This window comes from Kribbella capetownensis (assembly GCF_004331485.1).
Classification (GTDB): domain Bacteria; phylum Actinomycetota; class Actinomycetes; order Propionibacteriales; family Kribbellaceae; genus Kribbella; species Kribbella capetownensis.
Map to the genome: position 1 here is coordinate 480004 of NZ_SJKD01000002.1, position 24740 is coordinate 504743.

The 24740-nt window shown below is 68.1% G+C and carries 23 protein-coding genes; 15 read left to right on the top strand and 8 right to left on the bottom strand.

Annotated elements, in window-relative coordinates; genetic code table 11:
• The first annotated feature begins 15 nt into the window (after positions 1-15).
• The 4 genes from E0H75_RS12590 (at position 16) to E0H75_RS12605 (ending at position 2447) form a co-directional block, all read left to right on the top strand.
• Positions 16-351, top strand: a complete 336-nt coding sequence (locus E0H75_RS12590) for a cytidine/deoxycytidylate deaminase family protein (protein WP_131350068.1) — start codon at positions 16-18, stop codon at positions 349-351.
• The gene (era, locus tag E0H75_RS12595) at positions 335-1264 is read left to right on the top strand and encodes a GTPase Era (RefSeq protein ID WP_131513675.1); all 930 of its coding nucleotides are present in this window, start codon (positions 335-337) and stop codon (positions 1262-1264) included. The genes E0H75_RS12590 and era overlap by 17 nt, the downstream gene beginning before the upstream one ends.
• Before the next feature lie 25 nt (positions 1265-1289).
• The gene (locus E0H75_RS12600; RefSeq protein WP_131513676.1) at positions 1290-1955 is read left to right on the top strand and encodes a GNAT family N-acetyltransferase; all 666 of its coding nucleotides are present in this window, start codon (positions 1290-1292) and stop codon (positions 1953-1955) included.
• A 168-nt stretch (positions 1956-2123) separates the two neighbouring features.
• Positions 2124-2447, top strand: coding sequence for a hypothetical protein (locus E0H75_RS12605; protein ID WP_202872971.1), 324 nt, complete (start codon positions 2124-2126; stop codon positions 2445-2447).
• 1 nt (position 2448) lies between these two features.
• Here E0H75_RS12605 and E0H75_RS12610 read toward each other — a convergent pair whose 3' ends face one another.
• The 3 genes from E0H75_RS12610 to E0H75_RS12620 form a co-directional block, all read right to left on the bottom strand.
• Positions 2449-3438 carry a GNAT family N-acetyltransferase gene (locus E0H75_RS12610; protein WP_238162983.1) on the bottom strand — a complete coding sequence of 330 codons (990 nt, stop codon included), beginning with the start codon at positions 3436-3438 and terminating at the stop codon, positions 2449-2451.
• Between the two features lie 66 nt (positions 3439-3504).
• Positions 3505-3921: a PPOX class F420-dependent oxidoreductase gene (locus tag E0H75_RS12615; protein ID WP_131513678.1), complete on the bottom strand. Its 417-nt coding sequence runs from the start codon at positions 3919-3921 to the stop codon at positions 3505-3507.
• A gap of 54 nt (positions 3922-3975) precedes the next feature.
• Positions 3976-4806 (bottom strand): EamA family transporter, encoded by an 831-nt coding sequence (locus E0H75_RS12620; RefSeq protein ID WP_131513679.1) that lies wholly within the window; start codon positions 4804-4806, stop codon positions 3976-3978.
• Between the two features lie 112 nt (positions 4807-4918).
• Between E0H75_RS12620 and E0H75_RS12625 the strand changes: the two genes are divergently transcribed.
• Entirely contained in the window at positions 4919-6229 is a 1311-nt protein-coding gene (locus E0H75_RS12625) for a DUF1800 domain-containing protein (RefSeq protein WP_131513680.1), read from the top strand.
• Positions 6230-6246: 17 nt separating this feature from the next.
• Positions 6247-7497: a DUF1501 domain-containing protein gene (locus E0H75_RS12630; RefSeq protein ID WP_131513681.1), complete on the top strand. Its 1251-nt coding sequence runs from the start codon at positions 6247-6249 to the stop codon at positions 7495-7497.
• On the opposite strand, the gene E0H75_RS12635 is transcribed toward E0H75_RS12630, so the two are convergent.
• Together E0H75_RS12635 and E0H75_RS12640 are read right to left on the bottom strand one after the other, a co-directional pair.
• A complete protein-coding gene (locus tag E0H75_RS12635; protein ID WP_165553668.1) occupies positions 7483-8775 on the bottom strand; it encodes a sensor histidine kinase in 1293 nt (430 codons plus the stop codon). The two genes, E0H75_RS12630 and E0H75_RS12635, sit on opposite strands and share 15 nt — an antisense overlap.
• On the bottom strand, positions 8772-9440 hold the full coding sequence (locus E0H75_RS12640; protein ID WP_131513682.1) for a response regulator transcription factor: 669 nt from the start codon (positions 9438-9440) through the stop codon (positions 8772-8774). Before E0H75_RS12640 ends, E0H75_RS12635 begins: the two co-directional genes overlap by 4 nt.
• A gap of 342 nt (positions 9441-9782) precedes the next feature.
• On the opposite strand from E0H75_RS12640, the gene leuA reads away from it, so the two are divergent.
• From leuA to E0H75_RS12685, 9 genes are all read left to right on the top strand, one after another.
• Positions 9783-11456, top strand: a complete 1674-nt coding sequence (leuA, locus tag E0H75_RS12645) for a 2-isopropylmalate synthase (RefSeq protein ID WP_202872972.1) — start codon at positions 9783-9785, stop codon at positions 11454-11456.
• A gap of 441 nt (positions 11457-11897) precedes the next feature.
• A complete protein-coding gene (locus E0H75_RS12650) occupies positions 11898-12860 on the top strand; it encodes an ABC transporter permease (RefSeq protein ID WP_238162984.1) in 963 nt (320 codons plus the stop codon).
• Positions 12861-12864: 4 nt separating this feature from the next.
• Positions 12865-13770, top strand: a complete 906-nt coding sequence (locus E0H75_RS12655) for an ABC transporter permease (protein ID WP_131513685.1) — start codon at positions 12865-12867, stop codon at positions 13768-13770.
• Between the two features lie 14 nt (positions 13771-13784).
• A complete protein-coding gene (locus E0H75_RS12660; protein WP_131513686.1) occupies positions 13785-14864 on the top strand; it encodes an ABC transporter ATP-binding protein in 1080 nt (359 codons plus the stop codon).
• Complete coding sequence (locus tag E0H75_RS12665; RefSeq protein WP_131513687.1) at positions 14861-15919, top strand: ABC transporter ATP-binding protein; 1059 nt, start codon at positions 14861-14863, stop codon at positions 15917-15919. Before E0H75_RS12660 ends, E0H75_RS12665 begins: the two co-directional genes overlap by 4 nt.
• Positions 15919-16122 carry a hypothetical protein gene (locus tag E0H75_RS12670; RefSeq protein WP_131513688.1) on the top strand — a complete coding sequence of 68 codons (204 nt, stop codon included), beginning with the start codon at positions 15919-15921 and terminating at the stop codon, positions 16120-16122. The genes E0H75_RS12665 and E0H75_RS12670 overlap by 1 nt, the downstream gene beginning before the upstream one ends.
• A gap of 64 nt (positions 16123-16186) precedes the next feature.
• Positions 16187-18043: an ABC transporter substrate-binding protein gene (locus E0H75_RS12675; protein WP_131513689.1), complete on the top strand. Its 1857-nt coding sequence runs from the start codon at positions 16187-16189 to the stop codon at positions 18041-18043.
• A gap of 59 nt (positions 18044-18102) precedes the next feature.
• Complete coding sequence (locus E0H75_RS12680) at positions 18103-19560, top strand: GNAT family N-acetyltransferase (protein WP_131513690.1); 1458 nt, start codon at positions 18103-18105, stop codon at positions 19558-19560.
• 120 nt (positions 19561-19680) lie between these two features.
• Positions 19681-19935: an SAV_915 family protein gene (locus tag E0H75_RS12685; protein ID WP_131513691.1), complete on the top strand. Its 255-nt coding sequence runs from the start codon at positions 19681-19683 to the stop codon at positions 19933-19935.
• Here E0H75_RS12685 and E0H75_RS12690 read toward each other — a convergent pair.
• From E0H75_RS12690 to E0H75_RS12700, 3 genes are all read right to left on the bottom strand, one after another.
• Positions 19894-20556, bottom strand: coding sequence for an ABC transporter ATP-binding protein (locus E0H75_RS12690; protein ID WP_131513692.1), 663 nt, complete (start codon positions 20554-20556; stop codon positions 19894-19896). The genes E0H75_RS12685 and E0H75_RS12690 overlap by 42 nt on opposite strands.
• Entirely contained in the window at positions 20553-21389 is an 837-nt protein-coding gene (locus E0H75_RS12695; protein ID WP_131513693.1) for an ABC transporter ATP-binding protein, read from the bottom strand. Before E0H75_RS12695 ends, E0H75_RS12690 begins: the two co-directional genes overlap by 4 nt.
• Before the next feature lie 76 nt (positions 21390-21465).
• Complete coding sequence (locus tag E0H75_RS12700) at positions 21466-24564, bottom strand: FtsX-like permease family protein (RefSeq protein WP_131513694.1); 3099 nt, start codon at positions 24562-24564, stop codon at positions 21466-21468.
• Positions 24565-24740 lie beyond the last annotated feature (176 nt).

Consider the following 24740-nt stretch of genomic DNA (forward strand, 5'->3'; position numbering starts at 1 on the left):
TTTTCTTTGGAGTACGTGTTGTCAGACCTTTCGGCCGAGGACGCCAAACTCGTCACGCTCGCCCGCGCCACCCGCGCCCGGACCCGGGCGGCCGAGGGTGCGGCCGTGCGCGACTCCGACGGGCGGACGTACGCCGCCTGCACGGTGGCGCTCGACACGGTCGAGCTGACCGCGCTGCAACTCGCGGTCGCGATGGCCCTGTCGTCCGGCGTGAAGGGTCTCGAGGCCGCCGCGGTGGTCACCGACGCGGAGTCCGTCGACGTCAACGTGGTCCGTCACTTCGCCGGCGCCGCCATCCCCGTAGTAGTTGCCCAAGGCACCGGAGAGGTCCGCGATGTCGTCCACACCTGAGCCGTTCAAGTCCGGTTTCGCCTGTTTCGTCGGCCGCCCCAACGCCGGGAAGTCCACGCTCACCAACGCCCTGGTGGGCCAGAAGATCGTCATCACCTCGTCCAAGCCGCAGACGACCAGGCACGCGGTCCGCGGCATCGTGCACCGGCCGGACGCCCAGCTCGTGCTGGTGGACACGCCAGGGCTGCACAAGCCGCGCACGCTGCTCGGCGAGCGGCTCAACGACCTGGTGAAGGCCACCTGGGCCGAGGTCGACGTGATCGCAGTCTGCCTGCCGGCCAGTGAGAAGATCGGGCCCGGCGACCGGTTCCTGGTCAACGAGGCGGCGAAGGTCGCGAAGACCCCGAAGGTCGCCCTGGCCACCAAGGCCGACCTGGTCGAGCCGGACCGGATGGTCGAGCACCTGGCCGAGATCGCCGCGCTGGGGGAGTCGGCCGGCATCGAGTGGGCCTCGGTCGTCCCGGTGTCGGCGACATCGGGCTTCCAGGTCGACGTGGTCGCGGACGAACTGGTGAAGCTGCTGCCGGAGGGCTTCGCGCTCTACCCGGACGGCGACATCACCGACGAGCCCGAGGAGATGCTGGTCGCGGAGCTCATCCGCGAAGCCGCGCTGGAGGGCGTCCGGGACGAGTTGCCGCACTCGATCGCGGTCACCATCGACGAGATGGGCCTGCGCGAGGACCGGCCGGAGGACAAGCCGCTGCTGGACATCTACGCGAACATTTTCCTCGAGCGGGACAGCCAGAAGGGCATCGTGATCGGCCACAAGGGCGCCCGCCTGCGCGAGGTCGGCGCCGCCGCCCGGCACCAGATCGAGGCGCTGCTCGGTACGCCGGTGTACCTCGACCTGCACGTCAAGATCGCCAAAAACTGGCAGACAGACGCGAAGCACTTGCGCAAACTGGGGTTCTGACCAATCTGTCGTGGGGGATGACCGAGTGCTGACCAATCCTGTGTACGCCGCTCTGACCGGTCCGCACGCCGGCTTCGCCGAAGTCCGCGGCAACGCCCGTCGGTATCCGCCCGCGGTCGCGCCATTCCTCGCTCTGCCGGACGACCCGACGCCGCAGGACTGGGCCGACGCGGCCGTCCTGCTCGGCCCGGGGACCACGGCCGCGCTGATGCGGCCGGAGTTCCCCATCCCTGACGGCTTCAAGCTGGACCTGCACATCGACCTGGTCCAGTTCGTCGCGCCGGCAGACCTCCCGGCCGAGGACCCGGAGGCGGTCCGGCTCGGTCCGGACGACGTACCCGAGATGCTCGCGCTCGTCGCTCTCACCGATCCTGGGCCGTTCCGCACCCGCACGATCGAGCTCGGCACCTACCTCGGCATCCGTCGCGAGGGCGAGCTGATCGCGATGGCCGGCACCCGCTTCGCGTTGCCGGACCACACCGAGATCAGTGCCGTCTGCACCCACCCGTCCTACCAGGGTCAGGGCCTCGGCACCCGCCTCATCCGCGCGGTTGCCGCCCACATCACGGCAGCCGGCCGCACCCCGATGCTCCACACCAGCGGTGGCAACACCAACGCCATCCGCCTCTACAACTCCCTCGGCTTCACCGTCACCAACCGCATGAAGGTCACCCTGCTCCAGGCCCTGTGAACGGCCTGTCCCACGTCTTCTGGCTCGGCGGCGGTACGGGTGGCGGCAAGTCCACCATCGCCGCCACCTGGCCGAACGCTTCGGCGTCCGGCTCTACGACACTGGTTCCGGGGCGAGGCGTTCGACCTGATTGTCGACGATCTGCTGCAGTTGCCGCCGGAGCCGATCGTGGTGGAAGGATTCCGCCTGCTGCCCGCGCTGGTCGAACCTCTGCTGGCCGATCGGCGGCAGGGCGTCTGGTTGCTGCCGACCCCGGAGTTCCGGCGGATGGCGGTTGAGCAGCGGGGGTCCTTGTGGGCGATCGCCGGACGGACGAGTGCACCGGAGCGGGCCCTGGGCAACTTGTTGTCGCGGGACGGGATGTTCACCGAGCGGGTCGCGGCAAAGGTGGAGCGGCTCGGGCTGACCAGCGTTGTGGTCGACGGCGGCCGGACTGAGGACGAGCTCACGCTCCGGGTGGCCGAGTTGTTCGGGCTCGGCCACCCGAGGTGAACTACAGCGTCTTCTGGTAGGCCAGGATTCTGGCGATGATGCGGTAGTTCAGTTGCTCGTTGATGCTGATCATGTGGTCGTTGGACTCGGCGTTCCAGGTGTCGATCAGGCCCAGCGCCGGTTCCTCGTCGCGCATCCACAGCAGCATGGCTGACTTGAGCAGCGCGCCGAGGCGATGGCCACGGTGGTCGCGCGAGACGGCCGTGTCGTTCTGGATGCCGATGTGCGGGCGCTCGCGCTCGACCGTGATGGTCGAGTGGCCGGCCAACTCACCGGTCGCCTTCTCCCGGGCGATCACCCGGTGGATGGTCCGGTCGCTCTTGACCTGCGCCTCTTCGTAGGCGCGCAACCGCTCCGGGCTGTAGACGTCGTCCTCCATGTCGAGGTCGTCCTTCGGCGCGTCGTTGATCGACTCGGTCACCGCGACCATGCCCTCGAGCAACTCGTCCGGCAGCGCTCCGGTGATCTTCACCAACTCGTACCCCGACGAGCGGGCGACGGCGCCGTCGTACAGGCTTTGCACTCTCGACCAGTCGAGGCCGTCGAGGTCTTGGCGACGGTTCACCTCGATCGCCTTCTGCTCGTAGCCGTGCCGCCGCGCGAACGCTTCCGCCTTCGGTAGGTCGTACCCGCCGAACCCGACCACGTTCCGGCCGGCGTCCCGGGTCACTTGTTCGGCGTACTCGATCAGCGCGGAGCCGACTCCGCGACCGCGATGGTCCGGATGGACCTGTACGTCGATCCACACCTGGTTCAGGTTGTCGTACGTCGGCAGCGACACCCCGAGCAGCCCGATCGCGGTGCCGTCGGTGTCCCGGGCCAGGTAGGCCTGCTCCGGATCCATGTGCCAGCCGTACCGGAGCATGTTGGCGAACCCTCGTGGGGTCGTGTCCAGCATCTCCGGACAGTCCAGTTTCGTGCCGGCGTTCTGCACGGCTACGGCATCGATGCACCCGGCCTCGTCGTCGGGTGACAGTCTCGTGATCTCCACGCCCACAGAGTCCACCACGCCGTCGGTTACCGCGAGTGGTTTATCCGCCGTGGAGAAGTTCCCCACTCAGGGCTGCGGCATGCCGTAGGCGTGGTCGACGACCATCGAGAACATCAAGCGTTTCTCACCGATCATGGCGCGGCGGTAGTCGTCCCAATCCGGGTGCTCGCCGGACGCGGTCCGGTAGTAGTCGATGAGGTCCTCGACGACCGCATCGTGTGGGTCCGCCGCCACCGGACTGAGCTCGGCCTTGCCTTCCAGTACGACGTACGAGCGGCCGCCGGGACCGTCGACGTACAGACTGGCGCGCGGATCGCGGCGCAGGTTCGTCGTCTTCGCCCGGCCGTCGGTGAGCGAGACCCGGATCCGTTCGCCGTCGAACACATAGGTGACGTTCGACAACTGCGGCCGCCCGTCGCGTTTGAGCGTGACCAGCACGCCCAGCCCGTGAGTGCCGATCCGGTCCGCGAGAGTTCGTGTCATACCAAGAAGCTTAAGATTTCAAGCACGCTTGAAGGCAACTCAGACTGTTCCGTCTCAGGTGGTGACGATCAGGACGCCGGCGACGACGGTGGCCAGGCCCGCGAGGCGAGTGCGGCTGAGTCGCTCGCGGAGTACGACGAAGCCGGCCACCGCGCCGAGGACGACGTTGAGGGTGCGGCCGATCGCGACGGTGCCGACGGACGTGACGGACAGCGCCAGCAGCACGAGCCCGTAGCTGGCCGGCGTCAGGATCGCGATCGGTATCGCCTGTCGCCAGTGGGCGAGCACGCCACGGAGCTCGCTGCGACGCGATGCGAGGATTGTCGACAACATGACGATCTGGGCCACGCTGGCTATCGCGAGGTACGGCACGAGGTTGGCGCCGAGCGACGTCATGGCGAACCCGTCCCACAACGTGTAGGCGGCAGTGCAGGCCGCGACCGCCAACCCCAACCCGAGACCGAGTGCCATCCGTCGGTGCCGGCGCAGTCCGTCCATCACCAGCACGCCGCACACCACCAGTACGACGCCACCCCACGCCCGCGCTGCCGGCCAGCCCTGCCATGGGATCGCCGCGACTGTCACGAGGACGGGAGCCACGCCCCGGCTGACCGGGTAGACCGTCAAGAACTCGCCTGCGCCGTACGCCTTCTGCAGCGTGACGGCGTACGTCGTGTGCAGAAGCATGCTCACCAGTCCGGACCACCAAGCCGTCCCGAGGCTGCCTCGCAGGCCTGACCAGATGAGCAGAGCGACCGAGAGCGGGAGGGTGACGAGACCGCACAGCCAGACGAACGCCGGGTCGGTCCGGGCGGTCTTCTTCACCAGTAGGTTCCACGCCGCGTGGCAGCAGGCGGATGCGGTCAGGAGGCCGAGAGCGATCACGTAGACAGTGTCTACAGGATCTCGATAGACACTGTCTACCCAGACCTGTGGGTTGGCTGAAGAAAGCCGCCGGAGACTGGTCCGGGCGGACCCGGCTGGAAACGATCGGGGTATGACCGAGATCAGCGAGCGGGCCGCGGTACGGCGGCTGAACGACCGGCTCGGATTCGGGCCGGCGCCCGGGGACCTGACGGCTGGGTTCGACGCGACGCTGCGGCGATTGCTGGGTCCGGCGACGGACGCGGCGGCCGCCGCCCTGCCGCCACCAACCGGGCTGGTGCCACCGCCACCGATGGGGAAGAAGGATCCGGACGCCAAGAAGGACAAGGACGCGAAGAAGGCGGCTGCGAAGGCCCGGGCGGCGCAGGAGCGGACGCTGACCGTGTGGTGGCTGGACCGGATGGTCGCGAGCCGGACAGCGAGTGAGCGGCTGACCTGGTTCTGGCACGGGCACTTCGCGACCAGCAATCAGAAGGTCCGCAACGCCGCGTGGATGCTGGCCCAGAACCAGACGCAGCGCACGCATGCCCTCGGACCGTTCGGCGACCTGGCCCAGGCGATGGTTGTCGACACGGCGACGATCCGCTGGCTCGACGGCCAGAAGAATCGCAAAGGTTCGCCCAACGAGAACCTGGCCCGCGAGTACATGGAACTCTTCACGCTCGGCATCGGCCACTACCAGGAGACCGATGTCGCGCAGGGCGCGCGCTGCCTGACCGGGTGGGTGCTCGACCGCGACGGGAAGGGCGCGACACTCCAGCGGAAGCGGTTCGACTCCGGCTCGAAGACGCTGCTCGGCAAGACCGGGAACTTCGACGCCAAAGGGTTTGCCGGGCTGGCGCTCGCGCAACCCGCCTCGGCCGGCTTCGTGATCGGGCGGCTGTGGTTCCGGCTGGTGTCGGCGACGCCACCGGACGCGGCCACGGTGGCCCGGCTGACCACGGCGTACGGTGCCGAGCGCAACGTCCGATCGTTGCTGACGGCAATGGTTGCCGAGGCGGCGTTCCGGGATGCGGAGTCCGCGCTGGTGAAGCAGCCGGTGGAGTGGGCGGCCGGATTGCTGCGGGCGTTGCGGATCCAGCCGGGGAAGCTGGCCGAGAAGGAGCAGACCAAGCTGCTGGCCGGACTGCGTGGCATGGGACAGCTGCCGTTCCGCCCGCCGAGTGTCGGAGGCTGGCCGGCTGGTGCGAGCTGGCTGACGACGTCGGCCGGCGTGACCCGGCTGCAGCTGGCCCAGCACCTGGTGAAACAGGCCGAGATCCCCACAGTGGAAGGCGCCAAGGACAAGGTGGCCGCGGTCGCGACCCTGCTCGGAGTCGATGCCTGGACCGAGCGGACCAAGACGGCACTGGCCGGAGTGAAGGACCCCAAGCAGCTGACGGCGCTCGCCGCCTGCACCCCCGAGTACGTGGTCAGCGGATGAGCGGCCGAGGAGGACCGATGGACAACTTGACGAGAAGGCGGTTCCTGGCGCTCAGCGGTGTGACAGCAGCCGGAGCGCTGGCTGTCGGGGCGACGCAGGTGAACTGGTCCGACCTGATGGCCGCGGCGGTCGACAATCCACTGCCGAGCGACCAGTCCGTGCTGGTCGTCATCACCTTGTACGGCGGCAACGACGGACTCAACACAGTCGTGCCCGCAGGCGATCCGGCGTACCAGAAGGCGCGTCCGGATCTGGCGTACGAGCAGAACGAGGTGCTGGATCTGGGAGACGGGCTCGGCCTGAACCCAGGCATGAAGGGCTTGAAGGGTCTGTGGGACGACAAGCGGCTGGCGATCGTGCGTGGCGTCGGGTACCCCGAGCCGGATCGCAGTCACTTCCGTTCGATGGCGATCTGGCAGACGGCGTCACCGAAGTCGCCGGTCCCGACCGGATGGCTCGGCCGCTGGCTGGACGCGACCGGCGCCGATCCGCTCCGGGCCGTATCGGTCGAGCCCACCCTTCCGCCGCTGTTGGCCGGCGAGACCACCGCGGCCGCGTCGCTGCCGTTGCGCGGGCTGGCGCTCCCCAAGGGTGCGCTCGGTACGGCGTACGCGGCGCTGGGCAAGCCGAGTCCGGGGGAGGGGCACTGGCAGGCGCGGGCGGCCAAGGCGGTGCAGGACTTGCAGGACGCGACGAAGGTGCTCGGCAACGCGGTGCGCACCGGCCACGAGAAGGAGGAAGACGAGGACGAGCAGCGCACGCAGGGAGCATCGGCGGGCGGTACGTCGCAGCTCGGGGCGCAGCTCGAACTGATCGCGGGACTCATCGAGGCGGGTGTGCCGACGCGGGCCTACTCGGCTTCGCTCGGGGGCTTCGACACGCATGCGGACGAGCGCGGGACGCAGCAGCGGCTGCTGACCGAGCTGGACGCTGCGGTGACGCCGTTCGTCCAGCGGCTGCGGAAGACGGACCGTGGGAAGAACGCGGTGGTGCTCGTGTACTCCGAGTTCGGGCGGCGGGTGCACGCGAACGGGAGTGACGGGACGGATCACGGCACTGCCGGTCCGGTGTTCGTGGTCGGGGACAAGGTGTCCGGTGGTTTCTTCGGCGAGCAGCCGAGTCTCACCGATCTGTCCAACGGTGATCTGAAGGTGACCACGGACTTCCGCGACGTCTACGCCACCGTCCTCCGCGACGTCCTCGGCACCGAACCCGCCAAGATCCTCCCCGACCACAAAACCACCATCGACGGCCTACTGAGGGTTTGAGAGCCACAGCTTGAAGGAGGCACCGCGCCGACCGTCGGCGCGGTCGCCAACTGTCAGATCACCACCATGTGCTCGAGCAACACCTCGCGCGATGGCCAGTCCGAGGCCTGCGCCCTTGCTCTGGGGGCCGTGCACGAGTCTTTGGAAGATCCGCTCGCGGACCTCGACCGGTACTCCCGGGCCGTCATCTTCGACCAGCAGGCCTGTCGGGCCGACCAAAATCCGGAGGGCGCGGGCGCCGACCTGCCGAGCGTTGTCAAGGAGGCTGGCGAGAATCTGTGCCAGTCGTTCGGGATCGCCGGCAACCGTGCCGGTGCCGATGACCTCGACTGTCATTTCGGGTGCGACGAGACGAACTCGGGCGGCCTGGGCTTCGGCGAGGTGGCGGAGGTCGACCTGGGAGAGGTTGAGTTGGAGGCCGGCGTCGATGCGGCTGAGCTCCAGGAGGTCGGCGACGAGGGTGCCCGCGCGCCGGGACTCGCGGACCAGCAGGAGCTCGAGCTCTTCGCGACGTTCGGCCGGGGCCTGAGGGCCGAGTTGGATCAACGTCTCCGCAGCGGTCTGCAACCCGGCAACCGGCGTACGCAACTCATGCGCGGCGTCGGCGACGAACTCGCGCATCCGGTCCTCCGACCGGTGCGCCGAGCCCTCGGCACCCTCCAGCGCATCCAGCATCTCGTCGAAGGCAGCCGCCGTACGCCCGAGCTCGGTGTCGGCGCGCTCCGGCTGCAGCCGCTCGCCTCGCCGCCCGGCCACGATCGATCGCGCTAGTCCCGTCATCGCATCCAGCGGTGCCAGCGCGAACCTCATCCCGATGATCAACGCCAGCGCGGTGATGAGGATCGCCGCCGCACCCGACACCAGCAGCACCGTCCGGAGCCGCGCACTCGCATCCGACAGCAACGCCGTGTCCGCGGACAACAGCAACGTCGCACCGCGAGTCCGCTGCCCCGTCTGCAGCGTCGCGCGCACCTGCCGGACAGTCCCACCGGGGTCGACCGGAGGCGCGCCGAGCTGCTGACCCGATCGCAGGATCAGCGTGACCCGGACCCCATCCGCGTCGATCCGCCGTACGAGGTTGCTCGGGGCAACGTTCTGCCGGGCGAGCTGCTGAGCCAGCTGCGCGCGGCCGGTGAGCAGCGAGTCGAGGCTGCGTTCGGCCTGCGCGTCGAAGACCGCCTTCACCACCAGCCCGGTCACCGGCAGCACAACGAGCAGTACGGCGATCGCCGTCAGCGTCACGCGAACCCGCAGGGACGCCGTACGCAGCGCCCTCATGACGGCGGCCGCAAGACGTAGCCCGAACCGCGGACGGTGTGCAGCAATCGCGGCCCGTGCGCCTCCAGCTTCCGGCGGAGCGCGCTCACATGTACCTCGACAAGGTTGGCCGCGTAATCGTCGTACCCCCAGACCGCGGTCAGCAGCTGGGTCTTGCCGACCACCTTCCCGCTGCGCCCGGCAAGGAATGCGAGCAGCTTGTACTCCGTCGCCGTCAGCTCGATCTCCTGCCCGGCCCGCCGTACCAGCCCGGCTTCGACATCGACTGCCAGGTCGTCGATCTCCAGCACGGTCCGGACCCGGCCCATCCGCCGCAGCAGAGCCTCGACCCGCGCGATCAGCTCGGCAAGAACGAACGGCTTCACCACATAGTCGTCCGCCCCGGTCCGCAGCCCGTGCAGCCGGTCCTCGACCCCATCGCGCGCGGTCAGCAGGATCACACCTGCGTTCGAGGTCTCCCGCGCCACCGTCAGCAACTCGAATCCGTCCCGCCCGGGCAGCATCACATCGAGCAGCACCAGATCCGGCTGCCACTCCGCCAGTTCGCGCTCGAACCCGTCGCCGTCCGCCCGCGTCCGCACCGTGTGGCCCGCCTCGGTCAGCGCGATTCCGACGCCGGTGCGGATCGGTTCCGCGTCCTCGACCACCAGCACCCGCGCCGCCATCCGGCCATCCTTGCATCGCCACGGCTCCTGCCAAGGACCGCAGTACGCACATCTTCAGCACTTCTTCAGCACCCTGGGGTCGCGGAACCGTCACCCTCTGTGTCTCGCCGATCGAGACCCCCGGTTCGACGGCCGAGCGTGGTTGTGCATAGACTCACTGGCATCATGCGGCACCAGCTTCTCCTCCTTCGCTGCCGCGGCGAGGCCTGACAAGGCCGGTTCCCTCGCCGCGGAGTTCGGTCGTACGCCGGTCGTCCCTCACGACCCCCGCAGTACACCTTCCCGAGGAGAACCCCCGTGGCACCGCAGAATCAGCCCAAGCCCGTCCAGCAATCTTCCGGTATGCCGATCCAGCGGTACCGGGCGTTCCCACCGATCGACCTGCCGGACCGGACTTGGCCTGCCAAGTCCGTCGACCGCACCCCGCGCTGGCTGTCCACCGACCTCCGTGACGGCAACCAGGCTCTGGTCGAGCCGATGTCGCCGGCCCGCAAGCGGCGGATGTTCGACCTGCTGGTGAAGATGGGCTACAAGGAGATCGAGGTCGGCTTCCCGAGCGCCAGCCAGTACGACTTCGACTTCGTGCGTAGCCTGATCGAGGACGACGTCATCCCCGACGACGTCACGATCTCGGTGCTGACCCAGGCGCGGGACGAGCTGATCGAGCGGACCGTCCAGTCGCTGCAGGGCTCGCCGAAGGCGACCATCCACCTGTACAACGCGACCGCGCCGCTGTTCCGCCGGGTCGTCTTCAACGTGGACAAGGCCGAATGCCTCAACATCGCCGTACGCGGCACCGAGACGGTGATGAAGTACGCCGACGACCTGCTGGGCGACTGCCAGTTCGGCTACCAGTACAGCCCGGAGATCTTCACCGGGACCGAACTGGAGTTCGCGCTCGAGGTGTGCGAGGCGGTCAGCGACCAGTGGCAGCCGGCGGAAGGCCGGGAGATCATCCTGAACCTGCCGGCCACCGTCGAGATGTCGACGCCGAACGTGTACGCCGACCAGATCGAGTGGTTCAGCCGCGGCCTGACCCGGCGCGAGCACAGCACGATCAGCCTGCACCCGCACAACGACCGCGGTACTGCGGTGGCCGCGACCGAGCTGGCCCTGATGGCCGGCGCGGACCGGGTCGAGGGCTGTCTGTTCGGCCACGGTGAGCGGACCGGCAACGTCGACCTGGTGACGCTGGGGATGAACCTGTTCAGCCAGGGCATCGACCCGCAGATCGACTTCGCCGACATCGACGAGATCCGCCGGACGGTCGAGTACTGCACCCAGATGCGCGTTCCCGAGCGGCAGCCGTACTCCGGTGACCTGGTCTACACCGCTTTCTCCGGCTCGCACCAGGACGCGATCAAGAAGGGCCTGGAGGCGCTCGACAAGCAGGCCGCGGCCGAGGGCCGACCGGTGTCGGAGATCACCTGGGAGGCGCCGTACCTGCCGATCGACCCGAAGGACGTCGGCCGGTCGTACGAGGCCGTGATCCGGGTGAACTCGCAGTCCGGCAAGGGCGGCGTCGCGTACATCATGAAGTCGGAGCACCGGCTCGACCTGCCGCGCCGGCTGCAGATCGAGTTCAGCCGGGTGATCCAGCAGCACACCGACTCCGAGGGCGGCGAGGTCGGCCCGCAGCAGATGTGGGACATCTTCGCGGCCGAGTACCTCTCGCCCGGCAAGCTGTCGCTGCTGAGCGTCAACTCGTCGTCGGGTGAGGGCCAGGGCGACCAGCTTCGCGTTCAGGTCTATTCCAATGGTGTGCCGCACGAACTGTCCGGCGAGGGCAACGGCCCGGTGTCGGCGTTCGTCGACGCGATCCAGCCGCTGAAGTACGACGTCCGCGTGCTGGACTACCACGAGCACGCGCTCTCCGCGGGCGGCGACGCGCTCGCCGCGGCGTACGTCGAGTGCGAGGTCGGCGACGAGGTCTACTGGGGCGTCGGTCGTGACGCCAACATCCTCACCGCCTCGCTGAAGGCCGTCGTCTCCGCGATCAACCGCGCAACGCGCTGATCAGAGCCTCGATCCGAGGCGTTATCAAACGTTCGCCCGTCACCGCTAGGGGTGACGGGCGACGTTTGCGTTGCGGCGTACCGAATTTCGGCACTGAGGGTGTCAGAATCGGTGCATAGAGCAACCGAATACTCACGATTCGGTGACCGTGGCCTCGGGTACGAAGAAACCGTTGACTCGGTGTATGTGGTTGCGCAAACTAGCGACACTGCGCGCAGATGAATGCAAGACAGCATGCGTTAGTACGGCTGTTTTCGGGCTTCTGCGTTGACACGCCGTCGGTACCCCGCGTGGAGGTGAGCTGTGAGCGGTGCGGTCGAGACTCCGGCCTCGAAGCTGATAGAGAGGCCGGTGGAGGAACCGAAACCCACGGCCGCCAAGAGATTCTTCAACGCCTGGTTGGTCCGAAGACTAGCCAAGGCGGTGCTGACTGTCTTCATCGTGACGTCGGGAACGTTCTTCCTGGTCAGGCTGCTGCCCGGTAACCCGGTTGACACCTACATCCAGACCCAGATCGCGCAGACAGGTATCTCGTACGAGGCCGCGGCCGCGCAGGCCAAGAACCTGTTCTCGCTGGACCCGGACCAGCCGCTGATCCAGCAGTACGTCACGTACATGCTCAACCTGCTGCACGGCGACTTCGGCAACTCGCTGCTGTCGCCGGGAACCACCGTGGCGCAGGTGATCAAGACCTACCTGCCCTGGACGCTGTTCTCCGTCGGCGTCGCCACCATCCTCAGCTTCATCATCGGCATCGTGGCCGGCATGGTGATGGCCTACCGCCGCGAAAGCTGGATCGACCACCTGCTGAGCTCGATCGGGTCGTTCCTGCACGCGATCCCGAACTACATCCTGGCGATCCTGATCGTGGTCTTCCTCGGCGTGAAACTGCAGGTCTTCAACCTGACCGAGGCCCGCGGGTCCTACACACCGGGGGTCGAACCATCGTTCAGCCTGGCGTTCCTGAACGACATCTTCTACCACGCGATGCTGCCGATCCTGGCCTACCTGCTGACCACGGTCGGGTCCTGGGCGCTGGTGATGAAGTCCTCCACGGTGGAGACCCTCGGCGAGGACTACGTCACGGTCGCGCGGGCGCGTGGTCTGACCGACGCGCGGATCCGGTCCGGGTACGTCGGGCGCAACGCCGTACTGCCGCTGTTCAGCGTGCTGGCCATCTCGCTCGGGTTCGTGGTCGGCGGGTCGATCTTCGTGGAGCGGATCTTCGGCTACCAGGGCATCGGGTTCAGCCTCTACAACGCGATCTCGGGCCGCGACTACCCGGTCCTGCAGGGGATCTTCCTGGTCATCACGATCTCCGTGGTGGTGGCCAACCTGCTCGCCGACATTCTCTACAGCCGGCTGGATCCGCGGATCCGTGTCCCCGGCAAGGGTCAGGGGTGACGAGATGACCGAGGCTGCAGCCACCGGCGGCGCCGTCGCCGCCATCGGGACGACGGGCGTCTCCCGCTTCGCCGGCATCATGCACGGGTTGCGACGCAGCCCGGCCGGCTTCATCGGCTTCATCATCGTGGCCCTGCTGGTCCTGATCACCGCGATCGGGCCGTTCTTCACCCCCGCGGTGGAGCCCAACGTCAAGGAGATCCTGCTGCCGTTCGGGTCGCCCGGGCACTTCCTCGGGACCGACAACGAGGGCAAGGACGTGCTGATCCAGATGATCGACGGCGGCCGGTCCGTCATCTTCATCGGGTTCTTCGCGGCCGCGATCTCGACCTTCATCGCGATCGTCTTCGGCTCGCTGGCCGCCTACCTGGGCGGCGGCACCGACTCCGTGGTCACGACGGCGGCCGACGTCGTACTCACGGTCCCGACGATCGTCCTGCTCGCGGTGCTCGGTGCGATGTTCAAGCTGGACTCGCCGATCCTGCTCGCCATCCTGGTCGGTGTGCTGAGTTGGCCGGTGCTGACCCGGGCGGTGCGGTCCCAGGTGCTCTCGCTGCGGGAACGCGAGTTCGTCGAGGCGGCCAAGTTGCTCGACCTCGGCACGATCCGGATCGTCTTCGTCGAGATCCTGCCGAACATGGCCAGCTTCATCCTGATGAACTTCATGATCGGTGTGACGAACGCGATCTACGCGCTGGTCGGCCTCTACCTGCTCGGGCTGGCGCCGCTGACCGGCTCCAACTGGGGCATCATGCTGAACCGCGCGTGGATCGCGGGCGCCATCTTCAACGACGACAGCCTGCCGTTCATCCTGAGCCCGATCGTCGCGATCATTCTGCTGCTGCTCGGATTGGTGATGATGACGAGATCACTCGAAGAGATCCTCAACCCGCGTCTCCGGGACCGGTGAGCATGGTGACTTCGATGCCTCAGGGAACAACCAGCGGCCGCGCGGTGCGCGGCGGCCAGGGCAAGCCCCTGCTGTCGGTCCGCGACTTCAACGTCGAGTACCGGACCGGTTCCGGCGCCACCGTGCACGCCGTTCGCGGGATCGATCTCGACCTCTACCCCGGCGAAAGCCTCGCGCTGGTGGGGGAGAGCGGCTGCGGGAAGACCACCTTCGGGCTCGGCCTGCTGCGGTTGCTGCCGCGGTTGGGACATGCCTCCGGCAAGGTCACCTTCAACCGCGGTGACGGCACCGAGATCGACATCCTCGGTCTGGACGGGCGCGATCTGCGGCAGTTCCGCTGGCGGGACGCGGCGATGGTCTTCCAGGGCGCGATGAACGCGTTCAACCCGGTGCTGAAGATCCGCGGCCACATGCACGACACGATGCGGGCGCACACCAAGGCCACCAAGCAGGAGATCGAAGAGCGGTCCGCCGAACTGCTGCGGCTGGTGCGGCTGGAGCCGGAGCGGGTGATGGACTGCTACCCGCACGAGCTGTCCGGCGGAATGCGGCAGCGCGTGCTGATCGCGATGAGCCTGCTGCTCGAGCCGGAGGTCCTGATCCTGGACGAGCCGACCACGGCACTCGACATCCTCACGCAGCGGTCGATCGTCGACGTACTGCACGAGGTCCGCGAACGGCTCGGCTTCTCGATGATCTTCATCTCGCACGACCTGGCGCTGGCCGCCGAGCTCGCCGACCGGGTCGCGACCATGTACGCCGGTCGCATCGTCGAGACCGGTGGCGTCCGGGACATGTTCTACCAGCCGCGGCATCCGTACACGCTCGGCCTGATCAAGGCGGTGCCGCCGATCGTCGGGGACCTGCCGGACATGGAGTCGATCCCGGGCGGGCCGCCGAGCCTGGCCGCACTGCCGCCGGGCTGCAAGTTCAACCCGCGCTGCGGGTTCGCCACCGCGGAGTGCCAGGAGGCCGACCCGCCCCTGATCCCGGTGACCGATCAGCAGGGTTCCGCGCATGAGGTCGCCTGCATCCATTCCAAAGACGTGCATCTCGACCGACGGGTGCAGGACGACTTGGGGACCGCATCATGACCGCGACCGACACTGCCCCGGCGGCCAAGGCCGAGGGACGTACGCCGCTGATGACGCTGAACGGGGTCAGCCAGGTGTTCGACACCAAGGCCGGGCCGATCCGTGCGTGCGATCAGGTCAACCTGTCGATCAACCCCGGTGAGGTGCTCTGCCTGGTCGGGGAGAGCGGGTCCGGCAAGACCACCGCGGCGCGGATGGCGGCCGGCCTGGCCAAGCCGAGCGACGGCACAGTGGCCTACAACGGCATCGACATCTGGTCGATGAACCGGCGCGACTTCAGTACCTTCCGGCGTGGCGTCCAGTATGTTCACCAGGACCCGTACGCCTCGCTGAACCCGACCCGGACGATCCTGCAGACGATCACGGCGCCGCTGCTCAAGCACGGCGTGGTCAAGGGCTCGAAGGCCGCCGCCCAGCGTGCGGCCGAGCTGCTGGCCAAGGTCGACATGACCCCACCGGAGAGCTTCCTGTCGAAGTACCCGCACCAGTTGTCGGGTGGCCAGCGGCAGCGGATCTCGGTGGCCCGGGCACTGACCCTGGATCCGAAGATCATCATCGCGGACGAGTCGACGTCGATGCTGGACGTGTCGATCCGGATCAGCGTGCTGGCGATGCTCGGCCGGCTGCGCGACGAGCTCGGGGTCGGGTTCTTGTTCATCACCCACGACCTGGCGATCGCGAAGTACTTCGGCTGGAACGGCAACACCGCGGTGATGTACCTGGGCCGGATCGTCGAGTTCGGCCCGACCCAGCAGATCATCAACGCACCGACACATCCGTACACCCGCGCGCTGATCGACGCGATCCCCGAGCCCGATCCGGACCTGACCAAGACCAAGGGCGCGGGATCCCTGCGCAGCCTGGAGATTCCGAGTCTCGCCCACCTGCCGGTCGGGTGCTCGTTCCATCCGCGCTGCCCCCGGTTCGAGGGCGGCCTGTGCGACGGTGCGGTGCCCGAACTGATCACCGTACGTCCCGGTCAGTCGACCGCGTGCCACGTCGTGGCGCGCGACGGAGCCGGAGATGCCGAGGTCCGCGATGAGCCGGTGGCCTGATGGCACCGCAGATCGGCCGGTTGGCACTCGGCTGGGCGGCGTTCCTGGTACTGGCCAGCGGAGTTCTGTTACTCACGCTGACGCCCGGTACCCCGGAGTTCGTCGTCACCCTGTTCACCTTGTGTTTGGGCCTGCTACTGGGCCTCATCGTCGTCGCCGCGGTCCTGGTACTGCGGCGCCGGGAAAAACGCGAGGGCAGTTAGCAGTACCCCAAACCAGTAGTGCCTGACCCACATGGGCGTGTGGTCAGATCAGAAAGGACGAAGGATGAGTCCCACCGGCACCAACGATCCCGGCACCAACGAGTCCGGCGCACGCGCCGTGACCAACGCAGTCTCCCGCCGGCATGTGCTCCAGCTGTTCGGCATCGCCGGGGTCGGCATCGCCGGCATCGGGTCGCTGGAGGCGTGTTCGCCGAGCAATCCGGACAGCGAGGGAAGCGACGCCAAGAAGTCCGGGGAGTTCCACGGCGCGTACCCGTACCAGTTGCCCCCCAAGGGCCACTTCAACCTGGGCGCCGGCGTCCTCGACGGCATCCAGCAGCAGAGCCCGTACCTCGACCTGATCTACCCGAGTGCCGGCATGTACTACTGGGCCGACAAGAAGTGGGAATACCTGCTGGCCGAGTCCAACACGCTGGACGAAACGGCCAAGACCTACACGATGAAGCTGCGGTCCGGGCTGACGTGGAGCGACGGCTCGCCGCTCACCGCCAAGGACGTCGTCTCGACGTTCAACCTGCGCTGGCTGATGCGCCAGCAGGACTGGACGTTCCTGTCCGACGTCAAGGCGCAGGACGACACCACCGTCGTGTTCACCATCGGCACGCCGTCCACGGTCCTCGAGCGCTTCATCCTCCGCGCGCCGATCCTGCCGGACTCGGTGTACAAGGACTGGGCGACCAAGGCCGAGACGATCCGCAAGGCCAAGGGCAGCCTGGACAGCGGTGAGGGCAAGCAGGTCAACGCCGACTTCCAGAAGTTCCGTCCGGAGAACCCGGTCGTGTCGGGTCCGTTCAACTACGACCCGAAGACCATGACGAACGCCCAGATGACGCTGGTGAAGAACGACAAGGGCCTGTTCGCCGACAAGATCGGGTTCACCAAGGTCGTCCTGTACAACGGTGAGACCTCCGACATCACGCCGGTCGTGATGAACAAGGACGTCGACTACGCCACCCACGGCTTCGCGGTGGCCAGCGAGAAGACGTTCCAGCAGAACGGCTTCCGGATCCTCCGCCCGCCGGTGTACTCGGGTCCGTCGCTGGTGTTCAACTACACCACCCGCCCGGAGTTCTCCGACGCCCGGGTCCGGCAGGCGATCGCCTACGTCCTGGACCGCCAGGAGAACGGCACCGTCGCGCTCGGCGACTCGGGCAAGCCCTGCAAGTTCATGGCCGGCTTCTCCGACATCCTCGTCCCGGACTGGATCACCGACGCCGACCAGCAGAAGCTCCAGGCCTACGAGAAGGACCTCGACAAGGCCACCCAGCTGATGCAGGAGGCCGGCTGGAAGAAGTCCGGCGACAAGTGGATGACGCCGGCCGGAAAGCCGGCCGCGTACGACATCAAGTTCCCGACCGAGTTCGCCGACTGGAACCCGGCCGCCACCAACGCGGCCGACCAGCTGAACAAGTTCGGGTTCAACATCACCAAGCGGGGCATCACCTTCACCCAGCTGAACCCCGACGTCCTGGCCGGCAAGTTCGACATCGCCATCCAGGGCTGGGGCGCCTCGAACCACCCGCACCCGTACTTCGCGTTCGTCCAGGACCTGTACACGTTCAACTACGTGATCGCGGCGAACCAGGGCGGCAAGGGAATGAACTTCCCGCTCAAGCAGACCACCTCCGCCGGTCCGATCGACCTGCAGGCCGTGGTGGACAAGTCGGCCCAGGGCCTGAACGTCGACGAGCAGAAGAAGAACATCACCGCCGCGGCGCAGGCGTTCAACGAGCTCCTGCCGATCATCCCGCTGTGGGAGCGCTACGGTAACAACCCGGCGCTGGAGGGCAAGCGGGTGGCGAAGTTCCCGGCCGACGACGACCCGATCCTGAAGAACGCGCCGTACGCGGACAACTTCGTGATCATGTACATGTACCAGGGCAAGGTCGCCCCGGTCTGAGTCGAAGGGGTGGCTTAACCACTAGCGCTCTGACCCGTTCGTTTGGTTGGGTCGGCCGGGTGATCATCGTTCGCGAGATCGACCCGGCCGACCTGGCGCTGTTCGACGAGTGGTACGACGCCCTGCGGACCGGTGTGGTGGCGGGGCGCGAGGCCGCGCTCGTGGTCGGGCGGGAGGCGCTCGGCTTCTCGCTGCGCACTCCGGGCCCGTTGAAGCGCCGGATCGCGGTCGGCGCCTTCGAGGACGACCGGGTGCTCGGCACGATGCTGTTCGAGTACCGGTTGACCGACAACCTCGACACCGTCGAGGTCGAGATCGACGTACCCCCGCAGCACCGTCGGCGGGGGATCGGGACGGCGCTGTGGCACTGGGCCGTGACCCGTGCGGCGCAACTCGGGCGGACCATCTTCCAGTCCGAGATCGGAGTGCCGGGCGAGTCGTCGCCGGGCAGTGCGTTCGCCGAGCGGCTCGGGTTCACCGTCGAGCATGTCGAGGACCATCTCGTCGTACCGCTGCCGTACGACGAGGGCCGGCTGGACGAGCTGCGGTGGTCCGCAGGGACGCTGGACGGCTATCGGCTCACCTCGTGGGCGGGAGTGTGCCCGCCGGAACATCAGCAGGCGTACGCCGATCTGCACACCGCGATGGACGAGGACGTGCCGACCGGCGGGATGACGCGCGAGGTCGTGCCGTGGACGGTCGAGAAGCTGCAGGCGAGCGAGCAGCGCGTCGGCCGGAACTACCTGGCGCTGGTGACGATGGCGCATACGTTGTCCGGTGCACCGGCCGGCTACACGCTCATCTACCTGCCGCGGGCTGATGCCGAGCACGCCCAGCAGGACGACACGCTCGTACTGCGGGAGCACCGCGGCCACAACCTGGGTACGCACCTGAAGCTGGCGAACCTCGACCAGTTGGCGAAACATCGCACCACACAGCGCTTCCTGCACACGTGGACGGCACTGTCGAACGCCCCGATGCAGAAGGTCAACGCGCGCTTCGGTTTCCGCTCGGTCGAGCAGAACCGCGAGGTCGAGCTCACCTGTCCGCGGCTGCGGCCGGCCGCCCGCGCTCTCGTCGTCGACCCGGACGACCGCATCCTCCTGGTTCGCTTCGAGTTCGACGACGGTCCGCTGTGGACGACGCCCGGCGGTGGCCTCGAGGCGGATGAGACGCTCATCGAAGGGCTGCGCCGCGAGCTGCGGGAGGAGATCGGTCTCGAGACTCCGGACGACCCGCCGCACCTCTGGCATCAGGAGGTCGTTGCCGAGGGCCACGCAACCGGGTACGACGGCGTTCTCAATGACATCTTCCTGATCCGCACCGGCCCGTTCACCGTCGGCGGCACGCTCACCGAAATCGAACTCCAGGCTGAGAACCTGCACGGCCACCGGTGGTGGACCCTCGGTGAACTCCAGTCCGCCGAGGACCGCTTCGCCCCTCGCTCCCTCCCCAGCCTGGTGGAGTCGGTGTTGCGCAACGGGCCGCCCACCACCCCGCTGGCGCTCGGGCTGTGAGAGCGACGTTCGGAAGTTGTGGGAAGTGTGTGAGGACGCGGGATTCGGGGGCTGTGGTCGGCCTAGCTTTCAGGTGTGAAGTCTCGACATATTGATGACTGGTTTGTTCCTGTTCGGTCGGTGGGCGCGGCGGCGACGCTGCAGACCGGCCGGCTGCCGGAGGGCCCGCGGGTGGGCATCGCGTTCACGACGCTGGCGCAGCTGCGGGCCGCGACCGGTCCGCGGCAGGAGTGGCTGCGGATGGACGAGGAGACGCTGCACGAGGTGCTGGCGCCGCTCGGTGTCACCAGGATCCAGCTCGACCCGGTGCTCGTCGGTCCCGACGTACGGAGCTCACAGCCGTCGTACCCAGCTCAGCCGGCCTTCGTCCATTAGCGCGTGACCGTCGGCGCTCTCCGCGACACTCGGGTCGTGGGTGGCGATGATGACGGCGGCGCCGCGATCGGCCTGAGTCCGTAGCAGGTCGAGGACGCGTTCGCGGTTGGTGCTGTCGAGCTCGCTGGTGGACTCGTCGGCCAGGATCGCCTTGCCCTGCTGGGCGATCCCGCGCGCGACCGCGACCCGCTGCTGCTCACCGCCGGACAGTTCCTCGACCAGGTGGTCGCCGCTGTCCGCGAGCCCGACAGCTGTGAGCGCCTGTTCGATCGCGCGGTCGACCTCCTCCAGTTCCGCGTCGCTGCTCGGCTTGCGGTCGGCCAGCAGCGGGATGGTCAGGTTCTCGCGCGCGGTCAGTACCCGCGCGAGCCCGTTGCCCTGCGGGATGAGTACGACGCCGTGCGCGGCGGCCTTCGGCCGGTCGGTGATGACGAGTCCGTCCACCTCGACCTGACCGGACTTCACCGGCACCGCGCCGGCGATTGCCCACAGCAACGAGCTCTTGCCGGCGCCGGACGGGCCACTGACCGCGAGCACGAACCCGGGCGGCACCGTGAACGACACGTCCGCCACCGCGACCAAGTCGCCGTACGCGACCGTCACATTGTCGACAATGATCACCGCGGGCCCTCCTGCTCGATCGGGGTGAGGCGGATCTCGCCGTCGTCGGTGGTCACCTGCACCAGCGTCCCGGCCGGAAGCAGCTCGGCCACGTGCGGGGGGAGTGGCAGCGAGCCGTCGGTTGCCACCACGGCGTACTCCTCACCGGACCGGCCTTCGGACGCGATCCGCCCGTCCCGGATCGTGATGGTCCGCGGCAGCGTCGCGGCCACCTCCGGGTCGTGCGTGATCAGCAGCACGGTCATCCCGGTCTCGGCGTTGATCGTCCGGATCGCGGCGAGCACCTCGTCGCGGGCCTGGTGATCCAGTTGACTGGTCGGCTCATCGGCCAGCAGCAGACCCGGCATCGTCGCGATCCCGACCGCCACCGCACACAGCTGGATCTGCCCAGGAGTCAGCGACGTCAACGGCGTACTGGCGTGGTCGCGCAGTCCGACCATGTGCAGTACGTCGTCCGGTTGCGGCAGCTCGTGGCCGCGCGGTGCGGCGCGTTGCGCGTAGCGGATGTTGTCGGTCGGCGTCAGATACGGGATGAGGTTCCGGCCGGCACCCTGCAGCACGATGCCCACGTCGGCGGCGCGCATCCGGTCCAGCTCGACCTCTGTCATCGTGGCGACGTTGTGCTCGCCGATCTGCAGTCGCCCGGCGCTCGGAGTCAGCAGGCCGCCGCACAGTTGCAGCAGCGTCGACTTGCCGGCACCAGACGGGCCGAGGAGTCCCACCAGTTCGCCGGGGCGGACCGTGATCCCGATCCCGGACAGCGCCGCGACGTCATGCCCGTGCGCACGGTAGATGTGCACCAGACCCGTCGTACTGATCGCCAACCCGCTCATCCGCGTCCTCGCTTCGCTCCGGGCGCGGCTGAGCGGGAGCCACTGCTCTGCTTGATGGTGAACTCGCTTCGCTCGTTCACGTCAGCTCCTCCCGGATCCGGCTGTAGCCAGCGCGTCGGTTGACCCCGGTGCCGAGCAGCAGGGTGGCTGCGGCGAGTACCGCAGTACCGGCGACCCACAGCACCAGTGCGACGGGCCAGTTGGTCGCGAGCTCCAGCGGTATCGGCCCACCGGTATCAGCAAACAGAGGTATGAGCGGCAGTGCGATCTGCGCGCCGACCACACCACACAACGACCCGAGCAGCACGGCCAGCGCGACCGGACCGGTCTGCTCCCACCGGGCAGCTCGACCTGTCGTGTTGGACGGTACGCCGGTGATCCGCAGGCTCGCGTAGTCCTGCGCCCGCGACCGCCACGACGTCACCACGGTCAGCAGCAGTACGACGAGGGCCAGCGCCCACCCCGCGATGCCGACAACCGGCGTCAGCTGCAGCGCGAGCGCACTCGCCGACCGCCCGTACGACGCGATCCGGTCGGTGCGGCGGTCGACGAGTTCGGCCGCGAACCCTGCCTGGCTGAGCTTCTGAGTGATCGTGTCGACATTCGCCAGGCCGTCCGCATTCAGCCACAGCTCGTAGTCCGTCGCGCCCTCATCCACCGTGCCGGCCAGCCGTCGTACCGTCTCGAGATCGACGACCGCGGTGCGGTCGGGGTAGCGATCCACCGGGCCTTTCAGCCGGTCGACCTTGGCCAGCGTCAGCGGGGTGCCGTCGATCGCAGGGCTCGTGCTCGCGCCGTCGTCGAACGGGAACTCCGACGTCACCAGCGCCGGGATCACCGGCGGCACGGTCGCGTACTGCAGGAACTGGTCGTTGCCCAGGCTCTTCAGGGCGATTGTCAACAATCCGCCGGTCTTCGCGGTGACGGATCCGGTGTCGGAGTCGAGCTGCCGGACCGCCTGCCAGTTGTCCGGCGAGCCGATCGTGATGGATGGCCGGTCGTCACTGGAGATCTTGTTGATGGTCACGTCACCCTGGATGCCGGCCTGGTCGAGTGGTTCGCGACCAATGCCGAGCCGGAGCAACTGGCAACCACCCAGGCAGTCGACCGGGGCCTTGAGTTCGACCGGCTCGCCCGGGACCAGCGGCATCGGCGGGAAGGTGACCAGGTAGCGGCCGCCGTTGCGCAGACTCACCACGTTCGCCCGCAGGACGACCGACTTCGGCGGCTCGGTTGCCGTCTGCGCGCCGTTCGGCGTCTGCGATGCGAGCGGCTTCATCGGACCGGTCGCCGCGGTGACGGTGAGCTGGGAGCTGCGGAACTCGATCGGCTTCAGCCCGGCCGGTGCTTTCAGCGTCTGCCAGCCTTCGGCGTCGGTCATCAGGTCGCCGCGGTAGGCGATCCGCCGGAAGCTGTCCGGCTCGATCATCATCGACTTCAGCGAGTCGGGTGCCGGCGGTCGCGACGTGACCACCGGGGTCATCCAGTGCCGGTCCGGATCGATCTGGTCGACCGCTTGGGTGAACTCGTTCAAATACAAGGCGTTCATCCGCAGTACCGCTTGGGCTCCGGTCTCGTAGCCCGCCCGGGTGTCCCGGTTGTGGTCGCCGACCGACGCGGCCTGCCCGGCGAACGCGACCAGTCCGCCGGCCACCGCGACCGCTGCGACGATGCGAGTAACCGCAGGCCGACGGGAGACCTGCAGCGCGCCGAGCGCTAGGCCCAGCCGTCCCCGCCGCGCGGCCTGTCGGCTGACCAGGCCAGCGATGGGCAGCAGCAGGTGAGCGAACGTTAGCCCGACCGCCAGCGCCAGCAGGGCTGGCGTAAGGACGGGCAGTGGGCCGCGGCCATCACCCGTCAGTGCGGCCGCGAGACCTGCCACCGCGAAGACGATAACGCAGAGGTCCAGCACCCCGATCGCCCTGCCACGCCGTCGTGGGACCACTCGACGCAGCAGGCTCGAGATCGGCTGCCGCACGCCGCCGCGAACCTGCAGCGCCACGACGATCAGCGAGAGGACCACGGCAACGGCCAGCGCCACTGGCACGGTCCACGGCATCTCAAGGGGGGAGCCGTTGCGCAACCAGGTCGCTCGGACAATCAGCAGCAGTCCGAAGCCGCCGAGAGCACCTGCCAGCCCACCGATCAGAACAGGCAAGCCCAGCTCGACGGACAACGAGCGTGCAGTACGGCGAGCAGACGATCCGCGCAGACGTGCGAGACCAATCTCCGGCCGACGCTGGTCGACCACAGCCCCCAACGCCAGGGCCAGAACGACCACCCCGAACAGAGCGACCTGCACCATGATCAGCGGGATGATCGTGGTGGCCTGCTTGCGTTCACTCTGGATCCGGTCGACCAGTGAGGTGAGTCCCGACGTGGTTTCCGCGTAGACGCCTCGCTCCACCGCGTTGCCATTCACCGTCGCCGTGGCGTTCTGCAACCGGGGCAGGTCGTTGATACGCGCCACACCGGGGATCGGCGCGGTGTCCGCGGTCATCCGCGGCGACCATTGAGTCCCGTCGAACGTCGTACGCGGAGTGAAGAGGAAGTCCGCCGAGCCCGGATCCTTGCCGCCGGGCTTGCGCGAGTGGCCGGTCGGGTAGGCGCCGAACCAGTAGTCGCCGCGCGGCTGCTTCGGCTTGTACAGGCCGACGACCGTGAGCTTCTGCTCCCCGTCGGCGAGGTCCGACGACTTACCGGTGAGGACGGTGCCGACCTTGAACTGCCAGGTGCCGGTGTCCGCGGTCGAGGCCATCACCTCGTTCGGGGCGGTCGGGCAGCGGCCCTCGGCCAGCACAAGCTGCTCGCAGTACCCGTCGCGCCAGGTCAGCCGGCCGACGACCGCGTCATCGGCAGGCTGGAGCCGCCAGCCGATGTCGGTGTAGATGCCGTGCACGGGCGGCGAGAAGAGCGGCTTGAGGTCGGCGGGGATCAGTTGGTCGAGGCTCTCCGGGCGATCGGTGCCGGGACCCTGCGCCCGGCTGCGGGGCAGTCCCGCGATCTGCCAGGCCGCGGTCAGGCGCTGCGCGGACAGGGTCTCCGTCGTCACGGTCTGCTCGACGGCCCGGGCGTACCAGGGCGCGAACACGGCGCAGGTGCCGATCAGCAGGCTGACGCCCGCCAGCACCAGCGCCTGGGACCACCGGTACCGCAGCGCCTTCCGGAGAAACATGTGTTCACCCACCCCAGTGTTCCGCTCGCTCGCTCGCCTGAAGATACGGAACGCGGCGCCGGGTCGGCCTGACCGTGGCGAAATGTCACAGAGTTGTTGTCTAGGCAGGAACGCGATCACGGACGGTCACCGCCCGAGGGTGTTGCCCACCGCAACCGGTGACGGCGGTAGGTTCG

Bases quoted from the DNA above. Each gene is read 5' to 3' on its own strand.
- E0H75_RS12665 (WP_131513687.1), top strand. From the start codon at position 14,861: ATGACCGCGACCGACACTGCCCCGGCGGCCAAGGCCGAGGGACGTACG.
- E0H75_RS12695 (WP_131513693.1), bottom strand. From the start codon at position 21,389: ATGAGCGGGTTGGCGATCAGTACGACGGGTCTGGTGCACATCTACCGT.
- E0H75_RS12635 (WP_165553668.1), bottom strand. From the start codon at position 8,775: ATGAGGGCGCTGCGTACGGCGTCCCTGCGGGTTCGCGTGACGCTGACG.
- E0H75_RS12660 (WP_131513686.1), top strand. From the start codon at position 13,785: ATGCCTCAGGGAACAACCAGCGGCCGCGCGGTGCGCGGCGGCCAGGGC.
- E0H75_RS12670 (WP_131513688.1), top strand. From the start codon at position 15,919: ATGGCACCGCAGATCGGCCGGTTGGCACTCGGCTGGGCGGCGTTCCTG.
- E0H75_RS12625 (WP_131513680.1), top strand. From the start codon at position 4,919: ATGACCGAGATCAGCGAGCGGGCCGCGGTACGGCGGCTGAACGACCGG.
- E0H75_RS12615 (WP_131513678.1), bottom strand. From the start codon at position 3,921: ATGACACGAACTCTCGCGGACCGGATCGGCACTCACGGGCTGGGCGTG.
- E0H75_RS12640 (WP_131513682.1), bottom strand. From the start codon at position 9,440: ATGGCGGCGCGGGTGCTGGTGGTCGAGGACGCGGAACCGATCCGCACC.
- leuA (WP_202872972.1), top strand. From the start codon at position 9,783: ATGCCGATCCAGCGGTACCGGGCGTTCCCACCGATCGACCTGCCGGAC.
- E0H75_RS12675 (WP_131513689.1), top strand. From the start codon at position 16,187: ATGAGTCCCACCGGCACCAACGATCCCGGCACCAACGAGTCCGGCGCA.
- E0H75_RS12655 (WP_131513685.1), top strand. From the start codon at position 12,865: ATGACCGAGGCTGCAGCCACCGGCGGCGCCGTCGCCGCCATCGGGACG.
- E0H75_RS12630 (WP_131513681.1), top strand. From the start codon at position 6,247: ATGGACAACTTGACGAGAAGGCGGTTCCTGGCGCTCAGCGGTGTGACA.
- era (WP_131513675.1), top strand. From the start codon at position 335: ATGTCGTCCACACCTGAGCCGTTCAAGTCCGGTTTCGCCTGTTTCGTC.
- E0H75_RS12700 (WP_131513694.1), bottom strand. From the start codon at position 24,564: ATGTTTCTCCGGAAGGCGCTGCGGTACCGGTGGTCCCAGGCGCTGGTG.